The sequence below is a fragment of the Pseudomonadaceae bacterium SI-3 genome (assembly GCA_004010935.1).
Lineage (GTDB): Bacteria > Pseudomonadota > Gammaproteobacteria > Pseudomonadales > Pseudomonadaceae > Stutzerimonas.
In genome coordinates, this window is sequence record CP026511.1 from 2,651,648 (window position 1) to 2,676,365 (window position 24,718).

A 24,718-nucleotide genomic window follows, 5' to 3' on the forward strand; every position below is an offset into this window, starting at 1 on the left:
GTACTACTTGAAATTGCGCTTGATCAGCCGCTCCACCCATCCCACGATCCCCGAGCGGAACAGCAGCACGCAGAGCACGAAGATCACTCCGAGAATCACGTGCACCCACTCGCCCAACGGCCCGTTGGACAGCGAGCTCTGCAGCGTGACCACCACGGTTGCGCCCACGATCGGCCCGAGAATGGTGCCAACGCCGCCCAGTAGCGTCATCAAAATCACTTCACCCGACATGTGCCAGTGTGCATCGGTCAGCGAGGCGAGCTGGAACACCACCGTCTTGGTTGAGCCAGCCAGCCCGGTCAGCGCCGCGGAGATCACAAAGGCCAGCAGTTTGTGACCGTCAACGTTGTAGCCCAGTGAAATTGCCCGCGGCTCGTTTTCTCGAATCGCCTTGAGCACCTGCCCGTATGGGGAATGAATGGTGCGCTGGATGATGGCAAACCCGATCACGAACACCGTCAACACGAAGTAATACAAAGCCATGTTGTTCTGCATGTCGAACAGGCCCAGCAGATAGCCACGCGGCACGCCCTGCATACCGTTCTCGCCGCCTGTGAAAGGCGCCTGGACGAAGACGAAAAACGCCATCTGTGCCAATGCCAGCGTGATCATCGCGAAGTAGATGCCCTGCCTGCGGATCGCCAGCAAACCGAAGATCAACCCCAGCACGGTGGAGGCCAGCGTACCGACCAGAATGCCCAGCTCAGTACTCAACCCGCTGTACGTGCTGAGCATGTAACCGGTGATGTAGCCGCCACAGGCGAAGAATGCTGCGTGACCGAACGACAGCAGCCCGGCGTATCCCAGCAGCAGATTGAAGGCGCAGGCAAACAGTGCGAAGCACAGCAGCTTCATAAGGAACACCGGATAGACCATCAGCGGTGCCACCATCGCCACGGCTAGCAAGACGCCGTAGAAAATGGACATGCGCCGCCGAGCTGCACGGCGACGTTCGCGCTCGGCATTGGCTCTGACTTGGGTGGAGGTCGCCTGCAAGCCAGAGGCTTGAACATTTTCCTGAGTCGACATGTTCATGCCTCCTTTCCGAACAAACCGGCCGGCCGCATCAACAGGACCAGCACCATGATCACGAAGATCACCGTGTTGGCCGCCTCCGGATAGAACACCTTGGTGAGCCCTTCGATCAGACCCATCGCAAGCCCTGTGACGATCGCGCCCATGATCGAGCCCATCCCGCCAATCACGACGACCGCGAACACCACGATCAATAAATTGGAGCCCATTCCCGGCGTGACAGCGTAGATGGGCGCGGCAAGCACGCCGGCGAATGCGGCCAGCGCAACGCCATAGCCATACGTGAGGGTGACCAGCAGCGGGACGTTGATGCCGAAAGCCTGCATCAACTTGGGGTTCTCCGTCCCGGCGCGCAGATAGGAGCCAAGCCGAGTCCGCTCGATCATGTACCAGGTCGCAAAGCACACCGTCAGCGCGGCGACGATGACCCAGGCACGATAGGTTGGCAGGAACATGAACCCGAGGTTGTGCCCGCCTTTGAGCAATTCCGGCATCGGGTAGGACGAGCCGGACACGCCGAACAGCTTGACGAAGCTACCTTCGACGATCAGCGCCAGGCCGAAGGTCAGCAGCAGACCATACAGGTGATCCTCGCCGGCAATGCGACGCAGCAGACCGCGCTCGATTCCAATGCCCAGCAGACCGATCAGCAGAGGCGAGAGCAACAATGCGGCCCAGTAATTGATGCCCAGATAGTTCAGCCCGAGGAACGCGGCGAAAGCGCCGAGCATGTATTGCGCACCGTGGGCGAAATTGATGATCCGTAGCAAACCGAAAATGATCGCCAGACCAAGGCTCAACAGCGCGTAGAACGACCCGTTGATCAGACCGAGCAGCAGCTGCCCGAACAGTACGCTCAGGGGAACGCCGAAAACGAGAGTCATGATTCACTACCCAGAAAAGTCCGTGACGCCCCGGCCAAGCGGCCGGGGAATGGCTTGGGGCAGGCCGATCAGTTCTGGGTGACCAGCTTGCACTGACTGTCTGAGAGTGGACGGAAGGCTTCATCGCCTGGGATGGTTCTGATGACCTTGTAAAGGTCCCATTCACCTTTCGACTCCGCTGGCGTCTTGACCTGCACCAGGTACATGTCATGCACCATGCGGCCGTCTTCGCGAATCTTGCCGTTCTTGGCAAACATATCGTTGACCGGAGTCTTGGCCATTTGCGCGCGCACGGTTGCGGTGTCGTCGCTACCGGTTTCCTTCACCGCGTTCAAATAGTGAGTGGCGGCTGAATAGATGCCGGCATGGACCATGGTCGGCATACTGCCTACACGCTCTTCGTAGCGCTTGGCCCAAGCGCGGGCTTCTTCGTCCATGTCCCAATACCAGCCGGTGGTCAGCATCAGGCCTTGCGTGACGTCCAGCCCCATGGCGTGAATGTCGTTAAGGAACACGACCATGCCAGCAAGACGCTGTCCGGACTGCGTCACGCCGAATTCGCTCGCGGTCTTCAGCGAATTGACGGTATCTGCGCCCGCGTTGGCCAGGGCGATAACATCAGCACCGGAACCCTGCGCCTGAAGGATATATGACGAGAAGTCGCTGCTCGGGAACGGGTGGCGGACCGTGCCGACCACGCTGCCGCCTTCGGCTTCGACGACCTTCTTGATATCGGCCTCCATTGCGTGGCCGAAGGCGTAGTCGGCGGTCAGGATGAACCAGCTCTTGCCGCCATCCTTGAGGACCGCGTTGGCCGTACCGTTGGCCAGGGCGAAGGTGTCGTACGTCCAGTGGATATGATTGGGCGAACAGAACTCGTTGGTAATGCTCGATGCGGCGGCACCGGAAATCAGTGCAAGTTTGCCGCCCTGCTCCACCACCTTGGCTGCCGCCAGCACCACGGAGCTGGCCACCAGTCCGGTGACCATGTCGACATTACGTTCATCGATCCACTGCCGCACAGTATTGGCGCCAACATCCGGCTTGTTCAGGTCGTCGGCGTTGAAGGTAACGATTTTCTTGCCATCGACCGTGCCGCCGAAATCTTCGATGGCCATGTTCAGCGCTTCGAGACCACCGGGACCGGACAGATCGCGGTAGGTGCCGGACATGTCAGCGAGATAGCCGATGCGGATTTCGTCGTTGCTGATTTCGGCCTGGGCAGCACTGGCGATCATGCTGGAGACGAGGACGGCGGCTGCGGTTTTCTTGAGCATTTTCATATTCACCCACTGTGATTGTTTTTGTTGTGGCTATTGATCACCGGCATGTACTGCAGACCGGCTGGCTTCCATGACGAGGGCGGTCAGACCCCCAGACAGCTATTCAAAAACTCCTTTTTCGAATCCAGGTCGGCGGCGCTGATCTCTTCGATGATTTGCCCGTGCTCCATCACGTAATGACGGTCGGCCAGTGGCGCGGCGAAGCGGAAATTCTGCTCTACCAGCACGATGGTCAGGCCGCGTTTCTTCAGCTTGATCAGGACCTCGGCGAGCTTCTGCACGATCACCGGGGCTAGCCCTTCGGTGATCTCATCAAGCAGTAGCAGATTGGCACCGGTGCGCAGGATTCGCGCCATGGCCAGCATCTGCTGCTCGCCGCCGGACAACCGGGTGCCTTGGCTGAAACGGCGCTCGTAGAGGTTGGGGAACATGTCGTAAAGCTCGTCCAATCCCATGCCGCCACTGCGCACGGTGGGCGGAAGCAACAGGTTTTCCTCGACATTGAGGCTGGAAAAGATCCCGCGTTCTTCCGGGCAATAGCCCACGCCAAGTCTGGGGATCTGGTGGGCGGGTATGTCGATGGTTTCATTGCCATTGACGATGATGGAGCCGGTCCGCCGTCCCACCATGTTCATGATGGCGCGCAGCGTGGTGCTACGGCCTGAGCCGTTGCGCCCCAGCAGGGTGACGAGTTCGCCGCGCCCGACCACCAGGTCGACCCCATGCAGGATGTGCGATTCACCGTAGAACGCATGCAGGTCGTCGACCCGCAGCTGGTCGCGGTCAGCTTTGGGCGTCATGCGTGAGCCTCCTCTGCGTCGGCTTCGCTGCCCATGTAGGCCTCGCGCACCTCGGGATTTGCCGAAACGCTTTCGTAATCGCCTTCGGCCAGAACCGAACCCCGTGCCAGTACGGTGATGCGGTCACAGAGCCGGCTGACGACGCTCAGGTTGTGCTCGACCATCAGCACCGTGCGGTTCACCGCAGCCCGGCGGACCAGGGCTACGACCATGTCGACGTCTTCACCGCCCATGCCCTGCGTAGGTTCATCGAGCAGCAGCACGACCGGGTCCAGCGCCAGCGTGGTCGCCAGTTCCAGAGCGCGCTTTCGGCCATAGGGCAGCTCGATGGCGAGCGTCTGGGCGTAGGATTCCAAGTCCACTTCGGCGAGCAACTGCATGACTCGCTCATCGAGCTCGCGCAGTGACCGTTCGGACTTCCAGAAGTGATAGGACGTGCCGAGCTTTTGCTGCAGGGCGACACGAACGTTTTCCAACACGCTCATGTGACCGAACACCGCCGAGATCTGGAACGAGCGAACCAGCCCGAGGCGGGCAATCTGGTTGGCCTTCATCGACGTGATCGCTTTGCCGCGATAGAGGATCTCGCCGCGTGTGGGCGTCAGAAACTTGGTAAGGAGGTTGAACACTGTGGTCTTGCCGGCACCGTTGGGGCCGATCAATGCGTGGATGTGTCCCTTCTGCACACGCAGATCGACGGAATCCACTGCGGTGAAGCCGCGAAATTCCTTGGTCAGACCGCGCGTTTCCAGCACGAACTCAGGTGCCATGGGATGCCCTCTAACCTTGATTATTGTTGTTGGTTATGGCGCAGGTCTGTGGATGACCTTTACGTAAACGATAACAATCGTTTGCAAGCTGTTGCAAGCATCGTTTTCAAACGCTCGCTTGAGTAAAAAAGTGGGTAGCGATGCGGCTTGTGCGGCATTGCCGTACGCATGGAGACTGCTGAAAAAAGCCGGGCCGCAAGGGCCCGGTAAAGGATCAACGAGGAGGTATTGCGGTGCTGCTCAGGGCGCTTACCAGAGCGCCAGGGTGTAGCTAAGGATCACGCGAGTTTCGTTGATGTCGCTGCCAAAGTTGCTGCGTACCGTAGCGTTACGCACTTTCATGGCGAGGTTCTTCAACGGTCCGTTCTGGACCACATAGGCGATATCCGTGTCGCGTTCCCACTCTTCACCTTCGCCGCCGCCGGCCAGGTTGACGTTGTCACCGGACACGTAGCGGGTCATCAGGCTCAGCCCGGGGATACCAGCTGCAGCAAAGTCATAGTCATAGCGGACCTGCCATGACTTCTCATCTTCGTTACCGAAGTCATTGATCTGCAACAGGTTGATCAGCATGTTGTCGCCGCCGCTGACGTACGCAAAGCCGGTGTCGCCGCTCAACGTCTGGTAACCGCCAGTAAAGCCATGGCCGCCGATCTTGTAGGTGAACAGCGCGCCAAAGGCGTTGTTATCGACGTTGCTGCCGCCGTCATCGGTGGAGCGCACGTAGCGCAGGTCGGTCTTGAAGCTCTGGTTCTCACCGAGCGGCATGATGTGGACCAACTGCGTGTTGTGTTGCTTGTAGATGCCATCCATGCCGCCGTAGTAATAGTTAGCGGTAAGCTCCGGCATGATCTGGTAGCGGCCACCGGCGAACAGGAACTCGTCGCTGGTTTTGGCGCTGCCCAATTGAATATTCCGAGCACCACCATTGAACACCGTCAGCTCTTCATAATCCGACGAGTCACGGTAGCTGATGCGATCGAGCATACCGACATCAACGGTCAGACCCTCGATTTCCTTGCTCTGCAACCAGCCCCCACGGAAGATGCTGGGCAGCAGGCGGCTGTCGTTGCGCATCACCACCGGGATGATCGGCTGCAGGGTGCCGACGTGCAGGGTCGTGTTGGACATCTTCGCTTTAGCGGTCAGGCCGGCAGTGCCGTAGTCATCAGACGGCTGACCAGACGAATCGCGCTGCAGGATGCCAGTACCGGAACGATCCGGGCTGGAATCGAGCTTGACGCCCAGCAAGCCGAGCGCATCCACGCCAAAGCCGACCGGCCCTTCGGTGTAGCCCGATTCCATCTTCAGGATGAAGCCCTGCGCCCATTCGTCGGCCTTGGATTGAGACGCGCCGGACTGGCGGAAATCACGGTTCATGTAGAAATTGCGCAGCTCGACGCTGGCTTTGCTGTCATCGAGGAACGCGGCGGATGCCATGGTTGAGGTGCCCAGCGCTGAAGCTGCCAGGCTGCTGAAGAGGAAGAAACGGCTCAGGGGTTTCAATTGCATGATCATCTCTCTTGTTATTGTCTTGGTTGATGCAGCTGATGGACCCGACCTCGCTCCTGTCGGGTCTCGTTTACCGCGTTATGCGGTAAATCCATGGCTACCGCTCAGTTCGCGGCAGCTCTGGGCACGCGACCCAGCAAATAAAATTCGTCGTTGGGCGGCGTTCGCGCCATCGACACCAGACGGTTGGAAAGACCAAACAGCGCAGCAATCGCGCCAATGTCCCAGATGTCGCTCTGAGTGAAGCCCATCTTTTCCAATCGCGCCTGCCAAGCGTCATCCAGTACGCCACGTTGTGCAGCCAAGTGCAGCGCAAAATCGAGCATGACCCGCTGGCGCTCGCTGAGCCCGGCGGTGTGGTAGTTCACTGCAATCTGATCGGCAATCAGTGGATCCTTGGCCAGGATTCGCAGAATCGCACCATGCGCCACTACGCAGTACAGACAGCCATGATCGGCGCTCACCGCCACCACGATCATTTCTTTCTCGGCTTTGGTCAGACTGTCCGATTCTCGCTCCATCAGCGCATCGTGATAGGCAAAAAAAGCCCTGAATTCATCTGGTCTATGGGCCAACATCAGAAAAACATTGGGTATGAAGCCGGCTTTCTCTTCTACCGCCAGAACGCGCTCACGCACATCGTCCGGCAGCGAAGCGAAGTCATCGACGAGCGGAAAACGACTGATGGGCTGGGTCATGGAGGGCTCCGTATCGTTCAGCAAATGAAGCGGCTAGTCGAAACCAGCCGCTGGGTCATCACTCGGCAATGCCGAGCTCTGCGACGCTGACCTCGCGCATCTTGAACTTCTGCACCTTGCCGCTGATCGTCATCGGGAACTCATCGACGAACTTGATATGTCGCGGCGTCTTGAAATGTGCGATCCGCCCTTTACAGAACTCGCGCAGATCGTCGGCAGTTGCTGAATGCCCCGGGTGCAACTTGACCCACGCAACGATCTCCTCACCGTAAGTCTTGTCTGGTACGCCGATCACCTGCACGTCAGCCACCGCCGCGTGGGTAAACAGGAACTCCTCGACTTCCCGTGGATATACGTTCTCACCGCCGCGAATGATCATGTCTTTGTTGCGGCCGACGATTTTGATGTAGCCCTCCTCGTCCATGGTCGCCAGGTCGCCGGTGTGCATCCAGCGCGCGCCGTCGATAGCACCGGCGGTGGCCTCCGGATTGTTCCAGTAACCGAGCATGACGCTGTAACCGCGGGTGCAGAGTTCGCCGATCTGCCCGCGCGGGACGATGCGGTTGTGTTCGTCGACTACCTTACTTTCCAGGTGCGGCTGGGTGCGCCCGACACTGGTGACACGGCGTTCAAGGTCATCATCCGGGCCGGTCTGAGTCGAGACGGGGCTGGTTTCGGTCATGCCGTACGCGATCTGCATCTCAGCCAGGTGCATGTCGTCGATGACCCGCTTCATGACTTCGATCGGACAGGTGGAACCGGCCATGATCCCGGTGCGCAGATTGCTCAGATCCAGCGATTGACGCTCCGGGTGGTCGAGCATGGCGATGAACATGGTCGGCACGCCGTACATACCGGTGGCCTTTTCTTCGGCTGCCGCTTGCAGCGCCGCGAGCGGTTCGAAGGCGGCGCTCGGATAGATCATCGTGGTGCCATGGGTGACGCAGCCAAGATTGCCCATGACCATGCCGAAGCAGTGATAAAGCGGGACTGGAATTACCAGCCGGTCGTGCTCGCTGAGCTTGAGGCTCTCACCGACCATGTAGCCGTTATTAAGGATGTTGTAGTGACTGAGCGTGGCGCCCTTGGGGAAACCCGTGGTGCCGGACGTGTACTGAATATTGATCGGGTCATCGAATTGCAGCTGCTCGCCGCATTGGCGCAGCTGCTCCGGGCCGACGTTCTCCGCCATGTCCATCAGCCCTTTCCACAGGAGCATGCCGTCAACCGGCGTGTCGCACAGGCTGATCACCCCACGCAGCTCGGGCAGCATGTGGCTCTGCAAGGCGCCGATGGCCGAGCGCTCCAGCTCCGGCAGCAGCTCATGCAGCATCGCGTGATAGTCGGATGTCTTGAACGCATCGGCGCAAATCAACCAGCGGCAGCCGGACTGCTTAAGGGCATATTCGAGTTCGTTGAGGCGATAGGCCGGGTTGATGTTAACCAGCACCACACCCACCTTGGCGGTCGCAAACTGAGCGATGCACCACTGCGCATTGTTAGGCGACCAGATGCCCACCCGCTCGCCAGGTTTGAGGCCGAGTGCCAGCAAGCCCCGTGCGCAACGGTCCACCTCTTCGGCCAGCTGGGCCCAGGTGTAGCGCAGGTTCTGGTGACGAACGACCAAGGCCTCACGGTCGGAGAACCGCTCGACAGCCCGGTCGAACGCCGCACCGATGGTCATCGGCAACAGGGGTTTGGTCTGCGGTCCGCAGGTGTAGCTCGGAAGACTCATGTCGAAATTCCTCAGTCTTATGTTTGTTATGAGGCCTTACTGTCCCGCGCGCTGTTGTTGACAGTCATTCGGGACGTGGTTACGTTAACGTAAAGGTAACAGCGTGACAACCCACCGCACCCTACGCCAAAAGTCGGTGCGCAAGCGTGACAAACAACAGGCTGAGCCGCAGGCGAAATCCAGCTTTTGATCGGCGGTCGGATCAGAACAACTACAAAATAGACAGGTGGCACATGAACTATTCAGGCCTCAACTTCGCGCTCGGTGAAACCGTGGACATGCTCCGCGACCAGATCCGCGGTTTCGTTGCGAACGAACTGGCGCCCCGCGCCGAAGCCATCGACCGTGACAACCTCTTCCCCAGCGACATGTGGCGCAAGTTTGGCGACATGGGCCTGCTCGGTATCACCATAGACGAGGAATACGGCGGCGCTGGCATGGGTTACTTGGCACATGTCATCGCTATCGAAGAAATCAGCCGTGGCTCGGCCTCGGTGGGTCTGTCGTACGGCGCGCACTCCAACCTTTGCGTCAACCAGATCAACCGCAACGGTACGGCGGAGCAGAAAGCGAAATACCTGCCCAAACTGGTATCCGGTGAGCACGTCGGTGCGCTAGCGATGAGCGAGCCGAATGCCGGTTCCGACGTGGTTTCGATGAAGCTGCGGGCCGATCGCAAGGGTGACCGCTTCGTCCTCAACGGCAGCAAGACCTGGATCACCAACGGGCCGGATGCCAACACCTACGTCATCTACGCGAAAACTGACCTGGATAAAGGCGCGCACGGCATCACCGCGTTCATCGTCGAGCGCGACTGGAAGGGTTTCTCGCGCGGCAGCAAGTTCGACAAGCTCGGCATGCGCGGCTCCAACACCTGCGAGCTGTTCTTCGATGACGTCGAGGTTCCGGAAGAGAACGTGCTTGGCGTCGAAAATGGTGGCGTGAAGGTGCTGATGAGCGGCCTGGACTACGAGCGCGTGGTGCTGGCAGGCGGCCCGGTCGGGATCATGCAGGCGTGCCTCGATGTGGTGGTGCCCTACATCCACGACCGCAAGCAATTCGGCCAAAGCATCGGCGAGTTCCAGTTCATCCAGGGCAAGGTGGCCGACATGTACACCCAGCTCAACGCCAGCCGCGCTTACCTCTACACCGTGGCGCAAGCCTGCGACCGTGGCGAGACCACTCGCAAGGATGCCGCCGGGGTGATCCTCTACACCGCCGAAGCGGCGACGCAGATGGCCTTGCAGGCGATCCAGATTCTCGGCGGCAACGGCTACATCAACGAATTTCCTACCGGCCGCCTGCTGCGCGACGCCAAGCTTTACGAAATCGGCGCCGGCACCAGCGAGATTCGCCGGATGCTGATTGGCCGCGAACTGTTCAACGAAACCAAATAAGACAAAGCAGCAGAGGCGGAACGCGGTAACCGTAGGGTGGGCTTCAGCCCACCATTCCCGGAGGTGGTGGGCTGAAGCCCACCCTACCCAGGATGAAGTGCCACTTCGGCCATCGTCCAGCTCCAGCCTCCAGCGCTCTTTTCGAGGGTTCTATGGCCATCCTGAATACCCAGATCAATACCCGTTCACCGGAGTTCGCGGCCAACAGCGCCGCGATGCTCGAACAGGTGACCAACCTGCGCACGCTGCTCGGGCGCGTCAGCGAAGGTGGCGGCGAGAAAGCGCAGCAGCGCCATGTCTCGCGCGGCAAGCTGCTGGTGCGTGACCGCATCAACGCCCTCCTCGACCCCGGTTCGGCCTTTCTCGAAGTCGCACCCCTGGCGGCTTACGAGGTCTACGGTGAAGACGTTGCTGCTGCGGGCGTGGTGGCTGGCATCGGCCGAGTCGAGGGCGTCGAATGCGTGATCATCGCCAATGACGCCACGGTAAAAGGTGGCAGCTACTACCCACTCACGGTGAAAAAACACCTGCGCGCGCAATCCATCGCCCAGCAGAATCGTTTGCCGTGCATCTATCTGGTGGATTCCGGCGGCGCCAACCTGCCGCGCCAGGATGAGGTGTTCCCGGACCGTGAACACTTCGGTCGCATCTTCTTCAACCAGGCCAACATGAGTGCCATGGGCATCCCGCAGCTCGCGGTGGTGATGGGCTCCTGCACCGCCGGTGGCGCCTATGTGCCAGCCATGGCTGACGAAACCATCATGGTGCGCAACCAGGCGACGATCTTTCTCGCCGGCCCGCCGTTGGTCAAAGCCGCGACGGGCGAAGTGGTCACCGCCGAAGATCTCGGCGGTGCCGATGTGCACTGTAAAACGTCCGGTGTGGCCGACCATTACGCCGAGAACGACGAGCACGCGCTGGCGATCGCCCGGCGCTGCGTCGCCAACCTCAACTGGAAAAAGCTTGGCCAGGTGCAGACCCGCCAACCGCGTGTACCCCTCTATGCCGCGGACGAGCTTTATGGTGTGATTCCGGCACAATCCAAGCAGCCCTACGACGTGCGCGAAGTCATCGCGCGGCTCGTCGACGGCAGCGAGTTCGATGAATTCAAGGCGCTGTTCGGCACCACCCTGGTCTGCGGGTTCGCCACATTGCACGGCTATCCGATCGCGATTCTGGCGAACAACGGGATCCTCTTCGCCGAAGCCGCTCAGAAAGGCGCTCACTTCATCGAGCTGGCCTGCCAGCGTGGCATCCCGCTGTTGTTCCTGCAGAACATCACCGGCTTCATGGTTGGCCAGAAGTACGAGACCGGCGGTATCGCCAAGCACGGCGCCAAGCTGGTCACAGCGGTGGCCTGCGCTCAGGTGCCTAAGTTCACCGTGGTGATTGGCGGCAGCTTCGGCGCCGGCAACTACGGCATGTGCGGTCGTGCCTATGATCCGCGCTTTCTGTGGATGTGGCCCAACGCGAGAATCGGCGTGATGGGTGGCGAGCAAGCCGCTGGCGTGCTGGTGCAGGTCAAGCGTGAACAGGCCGAACGCAGCGGACAGACCTTCTCAGAACAAGACGAGTCGCAGCTCAAACAGCCGATCCTTGAGCAATACGAGCGCCAGGGGCATCCCTACTATTCCAGTGCCCGACTGTGGGATGACGGTGTTATTGATCCGGCGCAGACGCGCGATCTACTGGGCCTGGCACTCTCAGCGAGTCTCAACGCACCGATCGAACCGACCCGATTCGGCGTATTCCGGATGTAAGCCTGCGATCCCGCGCGCAGTGCGCTGGCCAAAGCGGCCGGTCGCGGCGCGTATTGACCGCAGGCTGGCTCGTACAGGAGAAGCAGATGACCGATTTCCAGACCATCGAATTGAACAAAGACCCGCGCGGCTTCGCCACCCTATGGCTCAACCGACCGGAAAAGAACAACGCCTTCAACGCCGAAATGATTCGCGAGCTGGTACTGGCAATCGACGCGGTGCAGGCGGACAAGAGCCTGCGCTTCTTGCTGCTGCGCGGCCGTGGCAAGCATTTTTCGGCCGGGGCGGATCTGGCCTGGATGCAACAGTCGGCGAAGCTGGATTTCGATGCCAACCTCACCGACGCCCGTGAGCTGGCCGAACTGATGTACAGCCTCTACCACCTCAAGCTGCCCACGTTGGCAGTGGTGCAAGGCGCAGCCTTCGGTGGTGCGGTCGGGCTGGTTGCCTGCTGCGACATGGCCATCGGTGCGCATGATGCGTTGTTTTCCCTTTCCGAAGTGCGCATCGGCCTTGCGCCGGCAGTCATCAGCCCCTTCGTCGTCAAGGCCATGGGTGAACGCGCCACGCGTCGCTACGCCATGACCGGCGAGCGCTTCAGTGGCGAGCGCGCCCGCGACCTCGGTCTGTTGTCAGAAACCTACGCCGCCGCCGAACTGGACGATGCCTTGCTCGGCTGGCTCGACAACCTACTGCTTAACAGCCCGCAAGCCATGCGTGCCAGCAAGGACCTGTTGCGCGAAGCCGCCAGTATTTCGCTGAGCCCCGCGCTACGCCGCTACACCGAAAACGCCATTGCGCGCATACGGGTCAGCCCCGAAGGACAGGAAGGCCTCAATGCCTTTCTCGAAAAGCGCAAACCGAATTGGACGCAGGAGCCAGAACAATGATAACCACCCTGCTGGTCGCGAACCGGGGCGAAATCGCCTGCCGCGTGATGCGCACCGCCAAGGCCATGGGCCTGACCACCGTTGCCGTGCACAGCGCCATCGACCGCGATGCGAGGCATGCCCGCGAGGCAGACATTCGTGTTGACCTCGGCGGCGCCAAGCCGGCCGACAGTTACCTTATGATCGACAAGCTGATCGACGCCGCCAAAGCCAGCGGCGCACAAGCGATCCATCCCGGCTACGGCTTCCTCTCGGAGAACGCGGGCTTCGCTCGCGCCATTGAGGATGCCGGCCTAATCTTCCTCGGCCCGCCCGCCTCGGCCATTGATGCCATGGGCAGCAAATCCGCCGCCAAGGCGCTGATGGAAAAAGCCGGCGTGCCGCTCGTGCCTGGCTATCACGGTGAAGCGCAGGACGTGGAAACCTTCCGCGTCGCTGCAGAAAAGATTGGCTACCCAGTGCTGCTCAAGGCCACCGCCGGTGGCGGCGGCAAAGGCATGAAGGTGGTTGAGCGTGAAACGGATCTGGCCGAAGCGCTGCAATCGGCTCAGCGTGAGGCGCAGTCGTCCTTTGGCGACTCGCGGATGCTGGTCGAGAAATACGTGCTCAAACCGCGCCACGTGGAGATCCAGGTATTTGCCGATCAGCACGGTAACTGCCTGTACCTGAACGAGCGTGACTGTTCGATCCAGCGCCGCCACCAGAAGGTCGTCGAGGAAGCTCCCGCGCCAGGACTTTCGCCCGAGCTGCGTCGCGCCATGGGCGAAGCAGCGGTCAAAGCGGCTCAAGCCATCGGCTATGTGGGCGCCGGCACGGTGGAATTTTTGCTCGACGCGCGCGGTGAATTCTTCTTCATGGAGATGAACACCCGCCTGCAGGTCGAACACCCCGTGACCGAAGCCATCACCGGCCTGGATCTGGTGGCCTGGCAGATCCGTGTCGCGCGTGGCGAGCCGCTGCCGATCACACAGGATCAGGTGCCGCTCAACGGTCACGCCATCGAAGTGCGGCTGTATGCCGAAGACCCGGACAATGACTTCCTCCCCGCCACCGGCACGTTAGACCTTTACCGCGAATCCGCTGCTGGACCGGGTCGACGCGTCGACAGCGGCGTGGCCGAAGGCGACCAGGTGTCACCCTTCTACGATCCGATGCTCGGCAAGTTGATTGCCTGGGGCGAGAACCGCGAGGAAGCACGCCTGCGTTTGCTGGCGATGCTCGATGAAACCTGCGTTGGCGGCGTGCGTACCAACCTTGCCTTCCTGCGCCGTGTGGTCGGACACCCGGCTTTTGCCGCCGCCGAGCTCGATACAGGCTTCATCCCACGCCACGAACCCGACCTGATGCGCACACCCGGCGAACTTCCGGATGACTTCTGGCAGCAGGCGGGCGAGCTGTTCGTGCAGACCGAACCGGCGAAGATCCGCGAGGACGACCTCCATTCGCCCTGGGCAAAGCGCGACGGCCTGCGCTTCGGTATGCCGGCGCGAATTGGTGTGCATCTGCAATGCAACGGTGAAAGCCGGTTGGTGCGCATCGATGCGGCCGCCAACACCAGCGAGCGTGCCCCTTCAAATGTCAGCCGCCAGCCCAAAGTGATTCGCAAGGACCAAACCCTGTATCTGGAATGGAATGGCGAGCTGCAAGCCGTCACCGCATTCGACCCCATCGCCGACGTCGAAGCCAGCCACCAACACCACGGCGGCCTCACCGCGCCCATGAACGGCAGCATCGTTCGTGTGCTGGTCGAGGCCGGGCAAAGTGTCGAGGCCGGCGCCACATTGGTCGTGCTTGAAGCGATGAAGATGGAGCACAGCATCCGAGCCGCCGAAGCAGGCGTGGTAAAAGCCGTCTACTGCGCCGAAGGCGAAATGATCAGCGAAGGCACGACGCTGGTGGAGCTTGAGTAATGACCGCTACTGGCGGCCGGCAAACCGGGCATCGACCGCCGTTTTTGCCGCGCGGTGGCGGTCGACGTGCACGCTCGACCCACGTTAAAAAAGCCTGCGATAGAGAGGCGCTTGCTCGCAAATGCGGCTTGGATAAGCGTCCCCCTCGGCGCTGCCAACGCACCAACGTTGCCGCGCGGCTACATCCGGAAACGGCGTACCAGTCCGTTCAACCCCACCGCCAGGCGCGACAGTTCCTGCGTCGCCACACTGGTCTGCTGGGCGCCAGCGGACGTTTGCACCGAGAGTTCGCGAATGCTGACCAGGTTCCGGTCAATTTCACGGGCGACTTGCGCCTGCTCCTCAGAGGCACTGGCGATAACCAGGTTGCGCTCGTTGATTCCGGCCACCGTCTCGGCAATCCGCGCCAGGGCAACCCCTGCAGCCTCGGCTTTATCGAGCGTGCCCTGAGCGCGAGAGGCACCTTGTTGCAATGCTTCAACCGTCAGCGTCGTGCCGTTCTGGATGCTGCCAATCATCGACTCGATCTCGCGGGTCGACTCCCCGGTGCGCTTCGCCAGCGCTCGCACTTCGTCCGCCACAACGGCGAATCCACGACCGGCATCTCCGGCGCGCGCAGCTTCAATGGCCGCGTTGAGCGCGAGCAGGTTGGTTTGTTCGGCAACGGCGCGGATCACATCCAGCACTCGAGTGATGTTGTGGGTCTGATTGGCCAGATCGCCGGCACGTGCCGAAGCGCTGACCACGTCGTCCGCCAACGCCTGGATCGACGCGATGGCGTCTTCAAGCTGTTTGCGTCCCTGCTGGGCCGACTCGCTCGACGCCCGCGACGCCTCAGAGGTCGACACCGCGTTGCTGGCTACCTCTTCGACCGCACAAGTCATTTCATTCACCGCCGTGGCGGCCTGTTCAATCTGGTCGTTCTGCCTTTGCAGGCCCTCGGTACTGTCCAGCATGACAGCGCTCATCTCTTCCGCCGAGGCCGTCAGCACATGGGCCGAGTCGTTGATTTGGCCAATGATATCGCGCAGGTTGGTCTGCATTTCGCTCAGCGAGGTCAGCAGCTCGGTGGCTTCATCATGGCCATCGACATGCACATCATGCGTCAGGTCTCCTTTGGCAATCTGATTAGAAACAGCGACCGCCCGGCGCATGGGCCGCACGATACTGGCGGTCAACAGCACGGCCAACGCTACGGTGAAGATCAGCGCAACGAGGATCACCAACGCGATCACGATCTGAGCTTTTTGGTAAACGGCAGTGGCCGCCTCTACAGCATGGTGAGCGCCCTCTTCGTTGAAGGATCGAAGCTTCGACAAGGCCTGCTCGAACTGGTGGCTCAGCTCGGTAACCCGCGCGTTAGCCGTGGCGATCTGCTCAGCGCTCGCGTTGCTATCCATCACGCGCTGCCGTTCCTGAAGCGCCTTGGGATAGGTCGCGTATACCTCTTTGACGACGCCAAACGTACGAGCCTCGTCAGGGTCGGAAATGTGGCTTTCGTAACGAACCATCAGCTGACCGATCTCATTCATTGCAGCAGCGATTTGCTCACCACTCTTACGAAGCGTTTCGGCATCGTGAAAGGCAAGCTGACGCATGGACTCGATCCGTACGTGAGCGAAGTGCAACGCCATGTCGTCTGCGGCTGCCTGGCTTGGCATCCAGTCGGAGTCGATTTCGCTGCCCGCCGCACGTATAGCCGCCATCTGCATCAGACTGAACAACCCAAGCGCAGTCAGCAGCACAGCTACAAGCGCAAAGAACAACAGCGTGCGATGGGAGATTTTCAATTTGCGTAGCATGGCGATTCTCGGACGTGGTGCCCCGGAAGGGCCGGGTCTTCTAACCTTATCTGCCACGCTGTTCGGAACTTGAGCATTGACGGTCTCTGTATGACCCGATGGTCAACCCCCTTTTACCGGGAAGGCACCCGTACTTGTCATGAGGAAAACCGATGACCACTACCACTGAAATGCCACGCCGGGTTCGCCTGGTTGAAGTCGGCCCGCGAGACGGCTTGCAGAACGAAAAACAGCCGATCAGCGTCGCAGACAAGGTGCACCTGGTGGACGACCTGAGTGCTGCCGGGGTGCGCTATATCGAGGTGGGTAGCTTCGTGTCGCCTAAGTGGGTGCCGCAAATGGCGGGCTCGTCTGACGTTTTCGCTCAGATCAGGCAGAAGCCTGGCGTGACCTACGCGGCGTTGACGCCGAACCTGAAGGGGCTGGAAGCTGCCATCGAAGCCGGCGTCAGCGAAGTGGCCGTGTTTGGCGCCGCCTCGGAAGCGTTTTCGCAGAAGAACATCAACTGCTCCATTGATGAGAGCCTGGCGCGCTTTGCCCCGCTGATGATCGCCGCGCGTGAGAACGGCATTCAGGTACGCGGCTACGTCTCTTGCGTGTTGGGCTGCCCTTACGAAGGCGAGGTCGACCCTAAGCGTGTCGCGCATGTCGCGCATGAGCTGTTCGCCATGGGCTGCTATGAGGTATCGCTGGGCGACACCATCGGCACCGGCACCCCAGGCAAGACCCGTCAGCTGTTCGAAGCCGTTGCCCGTGAGGTCCCGCGTGACAAGCTCGCCGGGCATTTCCACGATACCTATGGGCAGGCGCTGGCGAACATCTATGCCAGCCTGCAAGAGGGCGTCTGTACCTTCGACAGTTCGGTCGCCGGGCTCGGCGGCTGCCCGTACGCCAAAGGCGCGAGTGGCAACGTCGCCAGCGAAGACGTGCTCTACATGCTTAACGGCCTGGGTATCGAGACCGGGATTGACCTGGACATGCTGATCGCCGCAGGGCAACGCATCAGTGACGTACTGGGTCGTCCCAACGGATCACGGGTCGCTCGGGCGCGTCTGGCCGCGCAATAACCCAACGCCATCGCCCTCACTCAAATAACAAGAGGCCTCCATGAACAAGATCTACCCCAACGCCCAGCAGGCACTCGACGGCCTAGTCGAAAACGGCATGACACTTGCCGTTGGCGGTTTCGGCCTGTGCGGCATTCCCGAAGCGCTGATCGAAGCACTGCGCGACACCGGCAAGAAAGACCTCACGGTGATCAGCAACAATGCCGGCGTCGACGGCTTCGGCCTCGGCCTGCTGCTCGAGACGCGCCAAGTGCGCAAAATGGTTTCCTCCTACGTCGGTGAGAACAAGGAGTTCGAGCGCCAGTACCTGGCCGGCGAACTAGAACTCGAATTCACGCCGCAAGGCACTCTGGCCGAGAAGCTACGCGCCGCAGGCTCGGGCATACCGGCGTTCTACACCCGCACCGGTTACGGCACGCTGATCGCCGAGGGCAAGGAAACTCGCCAATTCAACGGTGAGTGGTACGTGATGGAAGAGTCGCTGCCCGCCGATGTATCGCTGGTCAAAGCCTTCAAGGCCGACAAGGCTGGCAATCTTGTATTCAACAAGACCGCGCGCAACTTCAACCCGCTCGCCGCGATGGCCGGCAAGGTTTGTGTGGTGGAGGTCGATCATCTGGTCGAAACCGGCGAACTGGACGCCGACCAGATTCACCTGCCGGGCATCTACGTGCAGCGCGTCATCCACAACCCGAACGCTGAGAAGCGCATCGAAAAGCGTACGGTGAGGAGCTGATCATGGCCTGGACACGCGAACAGATGGCGCAACGCGCCGCACAGGAATTGCAGGACGGCTTCTACGTCAACCTCGGCATCGGCTTGCCAACCCTCGTGGCCAACTACATTCCCGACGGTATGGACGTCTGGCTGCAGAGCGAGAATGGGCTGCTCGGCATCGGCCCCTTCCCCACCGAGGACGAGATCGACCCGGATCTGATCAACGCCGGCAAGCAGACCGTCACCGCCCTGCCCGGGAGTGCCTTTTTCGACAACGCCATGAGCTTCGGCATGATCCGCGGCGGCCATATCAACCTGGCAATTCTCGGCGCCATGCAGGTTTCCGAAAAAGGCGACCTGGCGAACTGGATGATCCCCGGCAAGATGGTCAAGGGCATGGGCGGCGCGATGGATCTGGTGGCCGGGGTCAAGCGTGTCGTCGTGCTGATGGAGCACACCGCCAAGGGCGCGCACAAGATCATCAAGCAGTGCGACCTGCCGCTGACCGGCGTCGGGGTAGTCGACCGGATCATCACCGACCTGGGTGTGCTGGATGTTACCGAGCAGGGTTTGAAACTGGTGGAGCTGGCCGACGGCGTTAGCTTCGAGGAGATGCAAGACGCCACCGGCTGCACAATCCAGCACTGAGCGCCGCAATATGGCCCGGTGCCACTGTGCATCGGGCCAGCGCAGCGTGTAGCCTTGACTCGCTTTAAACCGTAGTAAACGCGCGCCCGGCTCATCGCGAGCCGTGGGTGGATAGGCAGGACTGGATACCTTCATGGCAAAGCAGACGTACAGCATTTCCGATTTGGCCAACGAGCTCGATATCACCACCCGCGCCATACGCTTCTACGAAGAACAAGGCATGCTCTCGCCGAAGCGGCGCGGTCAGGAGCGCATCTACACCCCCAAGGATCGTGTTGCCCTGAAGCTCATCTTGCGCGGCAAACGTATCGGCTTCTCCCTCGCCGAATGCAAGACGCTGATCGAACTCTACGACCCCAAGGCCGGCAATCAGAAACAGCTGAACATCATGCTCGGCATGATTGCTGAACGCCGCCAACAGCTCGAACAACAGCTGCTTGATATCCAGCAGATGCAGCTGGAACTCGATACCGCAGAAGAACGCTGCCTCACCGCCCTTAAAGCGACCGTGGACAAAGATGCGGGCTGAGCTCGGCTAACGCTTCCGTCATTCGCATCTGACGCCTCCCACCGAATCGTCATTGTTTGAGGTCAGCCTGGGCGCCAAATGGCGTCGCAATGGCTGCTGGCTTACCAGTTGTCACCGTCCAGATAAATAGACACCAGTCCAACGATCTGGACAGCCCTCCTATCGACCCTGATGAGTGTCCGGCCAATTGGACACCCGTCAATTCGGCAGCACCCCGAGAAGCCCCTGGCCCACGGGTTACCAGGTTTTCTAACAGTCAGGCACAAAACCTGCTAAGTAATACATGCACGACGCCAGAACACCTGGCGGGACGAAAAAGCGCTGCTGCTCCCGTCCTGCTTTCCGGCCTACTGAATGCCGGTCTGCGCCTCTGGTTACCAAAACAAAAAAAAGAAGGAAACCTGCAATGTCGATATCCAAAAAGCTGTCCCGTCTCGCCTGCGCCATCGGTGCCACTACCGTTCTCAGCGCCAGCCTGATCAGCGCTGACGCCATGGCTGTCGAGAAGATCCGCTGGCAAGTGCCGTTGGCCTTCCCGTCGCACCTGGTCGGTCTAACCACTCCAATCAAACACCTGTCCGAGTCGCTCAAGGCCATTTCTGGCGGCGATATCCAGCTGCGCTATTACGAGCCCGGCGAACTGGTGCCGCCGTTCGAAATCATGGATGCGGTCAGCAACGGCAAGTACCCGGCTGGCTATACCTGGATCGGCTACGATCAGGGCACCATTGCGTCACTGCCTCTGTACTCCGGCGCGCCGTTCAACATGGAGCCGCCAGCCTATCTGGCCTGGTACTACGAGGGTGACGGCAAGAAACTGCTGGAAGAAATCTATGCTGAGCGCAACATCCACCCGATGCTCTGCAGCATCATCGGGCCGGAAGGCGCCGGCTGGTTCGCCAAGCCAGTCGAGAAGCTGGAAGACTTCGACGGCCTGCGTATCCGCTTTGCCGGCATCGGCGGCAAGGTGCTGGAAAAACTCGGCGCCTCGGTCACGATGATCCCTGGTGGCGAGATCTATCAGGCGCTGGAGCGCAAGACCATCGACGCCACCGAGTTCTCGCAGCCGGCGATCGACAAGATGTTGGGCCTTGATCAGATCATCAAGAACTACATCATGCCCGGCTGGCACCAGACGCTGACCACTTCGCACCTGTTGGTGAACAAGGGTGTCTGGGACAAACTTGAGCCACAGAGCCGCGCGCTGATCGAAATGGGTTGCGAATCGGCCACCCTCAAAGGTTTTGCCGAAAGCGAATGGGCCCAGCCGACCGCCTTGCGCGAGTACGAAAAGCAGGGCGTGAAAGCGCAGGTGTTGCCAGAAGAAGTGCTGCGTGAGCTGGAGCGCGTGACCAACGAAGTGCTCGATGAAATCGCGGCCAAGGACGAAATGTTCAATCGCGTCCTGACCAGCCAGCGTGACTTCATGAAGCACCACTCGATCTGGCACGGCAAAGGCTACTTGCCGCGCGATTATTACAAGTACGAGTGATCCACTCATCAAAGCCTAGCGCCCGCTAGGGTTGCCTTGTCAGTTACGTATGGCCTGGTGTGCTGAGGTTCTCTGCGGTCGGTTGGCAACTGCCGAAGCGCAGTCACGCAGTCTTAGCACAACAGGTGAAGAATCTGGCCGACCTGACAAGCTCTAGCGGCACGGCCTGCGTGCCGTGTCTTCCCCTGGTTTCGGATCTCCGAGGTGGCCGTGTCCGCTCATCCCGTTTCCCCTAACGAAGCCGTGCCCGCCGCTCAAACGGATGCATTGCCTCACAACAAGCTGTCCTGGTGGCTGGACAAAGCACTGGTCGCCATCGGCGAAGCCAGTGCATGGATTTGGCTATTGGTTTTGGCGGTCGTGTTGACCAACGTGTTCAGCCGCTTTGTCCTCTCTCGCGGCTCGATCGCGCTGGAAGAACTGTCCTGGCACCTGTTCGGTGCAGCCCTGATGCTCGCCCTGGCGTACGCCGTAGTGCGAGATGACCATGTCCGCGTCGATGTACTGCGTGAGAAATTCACGCTGCGCAGCCAGGCCATCATCGAACTGCTGGCGATCCTGATACTGGCATTGCCGATCGTGGTGCTGATGGTCGACGCACTGGTGCCGTTCGCCTACCAGGCTTTCATCTATGACGAGCGCTCGCAGGCGCCGAGCGGCCTGCCACATCGTTACATTTTCAAAAGCGTATTGCCCATAGGCCTGACGCTAGTAGCACTGGCGCTGCTTTCACGGGCCACTCGTTGCAGCACGCTGCTGTTCAATTTTCCGCGGGCCTTTGTAGCCCCGACGCATGTCCGCGACCGCGGCCATTCGCAGCCCTGATGGAGTAGCCGTAATCATGGGTCTGGAAGAAATTCTCGTCATCAGCATGTTCGCCACCTTCATGGGGCTGCTGCTGCTTGGCTTCCCCGTTGCCTGGTCGCTGGCCGGCATCGGGCTGCTGTTCGCCGTGCTCGGCCACGTGATGGTCGAACACTTCGACGCCGATCTCTGGTTCACCTGGGACGGTACCATCGGCGTTCTGGATGCCCGCATCTACGGCATCGTCGCCAATGAGCTGATGGTCGCTCTGCCGCTGTTCATCTTTATGGGCATCATGCTTGACCGCTCCGGTATCGCCGAGCGACTGATGCACAGCCTCGTTCGCATACTCGGTCCGTTGCGTGGCGGTTACGCCGTAACGGTCGTGCTGGTGGGCATCCTGCTGGCCGCATCCACCGGTATCGTCGGCGCCTCGGTGGCCCTGCTCGGCATGCTCTCGATTGGGCCGATGCTGCAGGCCAAGTACAACAAGAGCCTCGCCGTCGGCACCGCCTGTTCGGTTGGCACCCTGGGCATTCTGATTCCGCCAAGCATCATGTTGGTCCTGATGGCCGACCGACTCGGTACGTCGGAAGCCTCAGTGGGCAAGCTGTTCATGGGTGCGCTGATACCCGGGATGATGCTGGCACTGATGTACATCCTCTACATCGTTGTGGTGTCGTGGCTGAAGAAGGACTTTGCGCCTGCTCCGGCCAATCGCCAAAAGCTCGATGCAAAGGCGCTGATCGATGTGTTCTGGGCGGTGGTGCCACCCTTCGTCCTGATTCTGGCCGTGCTGGGCTCGATCTTCTTCGGCATCGCCACCACCACCGAGGCCTCTGCTGTAGGTGCATTCGGCGCGGTATTGATGGCTGCCCTCAGCCGTAAGTTGAACATGGCGGTGCTGAAGGAAGCGCTCTACCAGACCAGCCGCACCTCAGCATTCATCTTCGGCATCTTCATCGGTGCCACGGTGTTCGCCGCCGTGTTGCGTGGACTGGGCGGCGATGACGTGATCCGCGCGGCGCTCACCGGCCTGCCATTCGGCCAGACTGGGGTGTTGCTGACCGTCCTGTTCATCACGTTCTTGCTGGGCTTTTTCCTGGATTGGGTGGAGATCACCCTGATCATCCTGCCGCTGGTGGCGCCGGTGCTGTTTTCCATGGGCGTGGATCCGCTGTGGTTTGCCGTGCTCTTCGCGCTGTGCCTGCAGACCTCGTTTCTTACCCCGCCGGTGGGCTTCGCGTTGTTCTATATCAAGGGAGTCTGCCCGCCGGAAGTCACGACGCGGGACGTCTATCTCGGCGTCATGCCCTACATCCTGATCCAGCTGCTGGGCCTGGCACTGGTTTTCTTCTTCGCGCCATTGGCGACATGGCTGCCCAACGAGGTGTACGGACTCTGAGCCCGGACCCGGCTGCCTTGCCCCTGGCAGCCGGCGCCTTCCATAATCGGCCGAACCTCACCGGACAGCTCGAACCCATGGCAATCGCCCGCAACGACCTTGATCTCAACGGCCTGACCATCGGCGTATCTCCCGAACGTTTCCGTGCGGTGGCCATGCCGCTGCTATTCGACCACCTCAATGCCCAATGCGAAGGCACCATCGCGGTCAACCGCCAGGCACGCATTGTCTGGATCAACGATAAGTACGCCGAGAAGATCGGCATCAGCGACCCGCGTAGCGTACTCGGCAAGGAAATCGAAGAGGTGCTGCCCGCCAGCCGCTTGCGCGAGGTAGTGGAAAGCGGCCAGCCGAGCATGCTCGACCTGATGGCCTTCGGCAGCGAGCATTTCGTCGTCACTCGCATTCCGCTTCGTGACGAAGACGGCACCCTGGTCGGCGCGCTGGGTTTCGTCCTGTTCGACCGCGCCCGACATCTCAAGCCGTTGATGTCCAAGTTCACCACGCTGCAGACGCAGCTGGTCGCCACCCAGAACGAACTGGCCAAGGCTCGCCGAGCGCGCTACACCATCGCCGGCTTCATCGGCACCAGCCCGGCCGCCAGCGAAGTGAAACGCCAAGCACGGCGTGCCGCCCAGCTGGACGCCACAGTGCTGATCCGTGGCGAGACCGGTACAGGCAAGGAGCTGTTGGCCCAGGGCATCCACAACCTGTCGCCGCGTGCCAATGGACCTTTTGTTGCAGTCAACGTCGCGGCAATTCCGGAAACGCTGGTTGAAGCCGAGTTGTTCGGCACTGCGCCCGGCGCCTTCACAGGCGCTGATCGCAAAGCGCGCATCGGCAAGTTCGAAGTGGCGAACGGCGGCACCCTCTTCCTCGATGAAATCGGCGACCTGCCGTTGGCACTGCAGGCCAAGCTGTTGCGCGTGCTGCAGGAACAGGAAATCGAGCCGCTGGGCTCCAACCAGGTCAAGCCGCTGAATGTGCGGGTGATCGCTGCCACGCACATCGACCTGGAAGCCAAGGTCGCCGCGGGCGAGTTCCGCGATGACCTTTACTACCGGCTCAACGTCCTGGCGCTACAGGTGCCACCGCTGCGCGAACGCGCTGCTGACATCCCAGCCGTAATCGAACACCTGCTCGACGACATTGCCAACCGCTCCGGTCAGGCACCCATGGAACTTGCACCGAGCGCCATCGCATTGCTGTGCAACCAGCCGTGGCGGGGCAACGTACGCGAGCTGGGCAATCTGCTGGAACGCGCCCAGCTGAGCACGGATGGCAGCCCGCTGGAAGCACGCCATTTCTCGCCGCTGCTGGGCTCGACGACCACCGCCGCGCCGCAGGCTGCCGCCATGCCCAGTGAGCCGATGCTTGCTGAACCGGCACCGGAACCCAACGCACCATTGCAACGTCTCGCCGAAAGCGTCGCCCAGGCCGAGCGCCGCGCCTTGCAGACCGCCCTGCTCGCCTGCAAAGGCAACCGCCGCCGAGCCGCGACGGAGCTGGGCATATCCCGAGCCAGTCTGTATTCGAAGTTGCAGTTACATGGACTGAGCGAACGGTAGCGCGATAGCTAG

21 protein-coding genes are annotated in these 24,718 nt (G+C 60.8%); 12 read left to right on the forward strand and 9 right to left on the reverse strand.

What is annotated here, in order from left to right; all coding sequences use genetic code 11:
* Positions 1-3: 3 nt before the first annotated feature.
* The 8 genes from C1896_12415 to C1896_12450 all read right to left on the reverse strand — a co-directional run bounded on the left by C1896_12415 (position 4) and on the right by C1896_12450 (position 8,717).
* Positions 4-1,029, reverse strand: coding sequence for a branched-chain amino acid ABC transporter permease (locus C1896_12415; protein ID AZZ45622.1), 1,026 nt, complete (start codon positions 1,027-1,029; stop codon positions 4-6).
* Between the two features lie 2 nt (positions 1,030-1,031).
* Positions 1,032-1,919 carry a branched-chain amino acid ABC transporter permease gene (locus C1896_12420; protein AZZ45623.1) on the reverse strand — a complete coding sequence of 296 codons (888 nt, stop codon included), beginning with the start codon at positions 1,917-1,919 and terminating at the stop codon, positions 1,032-1,034.
* Positions 1,920-1,987: 68 nt separating this feature from the next.
* On the reverse strand, positions 1,988-3,202 hold the full coding sequence (locus C1896_12425; GenBank protein AZZ45624.1) for an ABC transporter permease: 1,215 nt from the start codon (positions 3,200-3,202) through the stop codon (positions 1,988-1,990).
* A gap of 83 nt (positions 3,203-3,285) precedes the next feature.
* A complete protein-coding gene (locus tag C1896_12430) occupies positions 3,286-4,002 on the reverse strand; it encodes an ABC transporter ATP-binding protein (GenBank protein AZZ45625.1) in 717 nt (238 codons plus the stop codon).
* A complete protein-coding gene (locus C1896_12435) occupies positions 3,999-4,772 on the reverse strand; it encodes an ABC transporter ATP-binding protein (protein ID AZZ45626.1) in 774 nt (257 codons plus the stop codon). Before C1896_12435 ends, C1896_12430 begins: the two co-directional genes overlap by 4 nt.
* A 249-nt stretch (positions 4,773-5,021) precedes the next feature.
* Positions 5,022-6,284 carry an outer membrane porin, OprD family gene (locus C1896_12440; protein ID AZZ45627.1) on the reverse strand — a complete coding sequence of 421 codons (1,263 nt, stop codon included), beginning with the start codon at positions 6,282-6,284 and terminating at the stop codon, positions 5,022-5,024.
* Positions 6,285-6,388: 104 nt separating this feature from the next.
* Positions 6,389-6,982 carry an alkylhydroperoxidase gene (locus C1896_12445; GenBank protein ID AZZ45628.1) on the reverse strand — a complete coding sequence of 198 codons (594 nt, stop codon included), beginning with the start codon at positions 6,980-6,982 and terminating at the stop codon, positions 6,389-6,391.
* 58 nt (positions 6,983-7,040) lie between these two features.
* A complete protein-coding gene (locus C1896_12450) occupies positions 7,041-8,717 on the reverse strand; it encodes an AMP-binding protein (GenBank protein AZZ45629.1) in 1,677 nt (558 codons plus the stop codon).
* 233 nt (positions 8,718-8,950) lie between these two features.
* On the opposite strand from C1896_12450, the gene C1896_12455 reads away from it, so the two are divergent.
* The 4 genes from C1896_12455 to C1896_12470 all read left to right on the forward strand — a co-directional run bounded on the left by C1896_12455 (position 8,951) and on the right by C1896_12470 (position 14,674).
* Complete coding sequence (locus C1896_12455; GenBank protein AZZ45630.1) at positions 8,951-10,114, forward strand: acyl-CoA dehydrogenase; 1,164 nt, start codon at positions 8,951-8,953, stop codon at positions 10,112-10,114.
* 152 nt (positions 10,115-10,266) lie between these two features.
* Entirely contained in the window at positions 10,267-11,874 is a 1,608-nt protein-coding gene (locus C1896_12460; protein ID AZZ45631.1) for a methylcrotonoyl-CoA carboxylase, read from the forward strand.
* Between the two features lie 86 nt (positions 11,875-11,960).
* Positions 11,961-12,764, forward strand: coding sequence for a gamma-carboxygeranoyl-CoA hydratase (locus tag C1896_12465; protein AZZ45632.1), 804 nt, complete (start codon positions 11,961-11,963; stop codon positions 12,762-12,764).
* Complete coding sequence (locus C1896_12470; protein AZZ45633.1) at positions 12,761-14,674, forward strand: 3-methylcrotonyl-CoA carboxylase; 1,914 nt, start codon at positions 12,761-12,763, stop codon at positions 14,672-14,674. The genes C1896_12465 and C1896_12470 overlap by 4 nt, the downstream gene beginning before the upstream one ends.
* A 179-nt stretch (positions 14,675-14,853) precedes the next feature.
* Here the strand turns inward: C1896_12470 and C1896_12475 are convergent, their stop codons facing one another.
* On the reverse strand, positions 14,854-16,476 hold the full coding sequence (locus C1896_12475; protein ID AZZ45634.1) for a methyl-accepting chemotaxis protein: 1,623 nt from the start codon (positions 16,474-16,476) through the stop codon (positions 14,854-14,856).
* A 170-nt stretch (positions 16,477-16,646) separates the two neighbouring features.
* On the opposite strand from C1896_12475, the gene C1896_12480 reads away from it, so the two are divergent.
* From C1896_12480 to C1896_12515, 8 genes are all read left to right on the forward strand, one after another.
* The gene (locus C1896_12480; protein AZZ47656.1) at positions 16,647-17,543 is read left to right on the forward strand and encodes a hydroxymethylglutaryl-CoA lyase; all 897 of its coding nucleotides are present in this window, start codon (positions 16,647-16,649) and stop codon (positions 17,541-17,543) included.
* A gap of 40 nt (positions 17,544-17,583) precedes the next feature.
* Positions 17,584-18,279, forward strand: coding sequence for a succinyl-CoA--3-ketoacid-CoA transferase (locus tag C1896_12485; GenBank protein AZZ45635.1), 696 nt, complete (start codon positions 17,584-17,586; stop codon positions 18,277-18,279).
* A 2-nt stretch (positions 18,280-18,281) separates the two neighbouring features.
* Positions 18,282-18,908, forward strand: coding sequence for a CoA transferase subunit B (locus C1896_12490; GenBank protein ID AZZ45636.1), 627 nt, complete (start codon positions 18,282-18,284; stop codon positions 18,906-18,908).
* A gap of 133 nt (positions 18,909-19,041) precedes the next feature.
* Positions 19,042-19,437: a MerR family DNA-binding transcriptional regulator gene (locus tag C1896_12495; protein ID AZZ45637.1), complete on the forward strand. Its 396-nt coding sequence runs from the start codon at positions 19,042-19,044 to the stop codon at positions 19,435-19,437.
* Positions 19,438-19,843: 406 nt separating this feature from the next.
* The gene (locus tag C1896_12500) at positions 19,844-20,929 is read left to right on the forward strand and encodes a C4-dicarboxylate ABC transporter (GenBank protein ID AZZ45638.1); all 1,086 of its coding nucleotides are present in this window, start codon (positions 19,844-19,846) and stop codon (positions 20,927-20,929) included.
* Between the two features lie 243 nt (positions 20,930-21,172).
* Complete coding sequence (locus C1896_12505) at positions 21,173-21,754, forward strand: C4-dicarboxylate ABC transporter permease (GenBank protein ID AZZ45639.1); 582 nt, start codon at positions 21,173-21,175, stop codon at positions 21,752-21,754.
* A 16-nt stretch (positions 21,755-21,770) separates the two neighbouring features.
* A complete protein-coding gene (locus tag C1896_12510; GenBank protein ID AZZ45640.1) occupies positions 21,771-23,138 on the forward strand; it encodes a C4-dicarboxylate ABC transporter in 1,368 nt (455 codons plus the stop codon).
* 77 nt (positions 23,139-23,215) lie between these two features.
* On the forward strand, positions 23,216-24,706 hold the full coding sequence (locus C1896_12515) for a sigma-54-dependent Fis family transcriptional regulator (GenBank protein AZZ47657.1): 1,491 nt from the start codon (positions 23,216-23,218) through the stop codon (positions 24,704-24,706).
* Positions 24,707-24,718 lie beyond the last annotated feature (12 nt).

Bases quoted from the DNA above. Each gene is read 5' to 3' on its own strand.
- C1896_12470 (AZZ45633.1), top strand. From the start codon at position 12,761: ATGATAACCACCCTGCTGGTCGCGAACCGGGGCGAAATCGCCTGCCGC.
- C1896_12435 (AZZ45626.1), bottom strand. From the start codon at position 4,772: ATGGCACCTGAGTTCGTGCTGGAAACGCGCGGTCTGACCAAGGAATTT.
- C1896_12420 (AZZ45623.1), bottom strand. From the start codon at position 1,919: ATGACTCTCGTTTTCGGCGTTCCCCTGAGCGTACTGTTCGGGCAGCTG.
- C1896_12500 (AZZ45638.1), top strand. From the start codon at position 19,844: ATGTCGATATCCAAAAAGCTGTCCCGTCTCGCCTGCGCCATCGGTGCC.
- C1896_12440 (AZZ45627.1), bottom strand. From the start codon at position 6,284: ATGCAATTGAAACCCCTGAGCCGTTTCTTCCTCTTCAGCAGCCTGGCA.
- C1896_12485 (AZZ45635.1), top strand. From the start codon at position 17,584: ATGAACAAGATCTACCCCAACGCCCAGCAGGCACTCGACGGCCTAGTC.
- C1896_12430 (AZZ45625.1), bottom strand. From the start codon at position 4,002: ATGACGCCCAAAGCTGACCGCGACCAGCTGCGGGTCGACGACCTGCAT.
- C1896_12460 (AZZ45631.1), top strand. From the start codon at position 10,267: ATGGCCATCCTGAATACCCAGATCAATACCCGTTCACCGGAGTTCGCG.
- C1896_12445 (AZZ45628.1), bottom strand. From the start codon at position 6,982: ATGACCCAGCCCATCAGTCGTTTTCCGCTCGTCGATGACTTCGCTTCG.
- C1896_12515 (AZZ47657.1), top strand. From the start codon at position 23,216: ATGGCAATCGCCCGCAACGACCTTGATCTCAACGGCCTGACCATCGGC.
- C1896_12480 (AZZ47656.1), top strand. From the start codon at position 16,647: ATGCCACGCCGGGTTCGCCTGGTTGAAGTCGGCCCGCGAGACGGCTTG.
- C1896_12425 (AZZ45624.1), bottom strand. From the start codon at position 3,202: ATGAAAATGCTCAAGAAAACCGCAGCCGCCGTCCTCGTCTCCAGCATG.
- C1896_12475 (AZZ45634.1), bottom strand. From the start codon at position 16,476: ATGCTACGCAAATTGAAAATCTCCCATCGCACGCTGTTGTTCTTTGCG.
- C1896_12510 (AZZ45640.1), top strand. From the start codon at position 21,771: ATGGGTCTGGAAGAAATTCTCGTCATCAGCATGTTCGCCACCTTCATG.
- C1896_12465 (AZZ45632.1), top strand. From the start codon at position 11,961: ATGACCGATTTCCAGACCATCGAATTGAACAAAGACCCGCGCGGCTTC.
- C1896_12455 (AZZ45630.1), top strand. From the start codon at position 8,951: ATGAACTATTCAGGCCTCAACTTCGCGCTCGGTGAAACCGTGGACATG.
- C1896_12495 (AZZ45637.1), top strand. From the start codon at position 19,042: ATGGCAAAGCAGACGTACAGCATTTCCGATTTGGCCAACGAGCTCGAT.
- C1896_12450 (AZZ45629.1), bottom strand. From the start codon at position 8,717: ATGAGTCTTCCGAGCTACACCTGCGGACCGCAGACCAAACCCCTGTTG.
- C1896_12490 (AZZ45636.1), top strand. From the start codon at position 18,282: ATGGCCTGGACACGCGAACAGATGGCGCAACGCGCCGCACAGGAATTG.
- C1896_12415 (AZZ45622.1), bottom strand. From the start codon at position 1,029: ATGTCGACTCAGGAAAATGTTCAAGCCTCTGGCTTGCAGGCGACCTCC.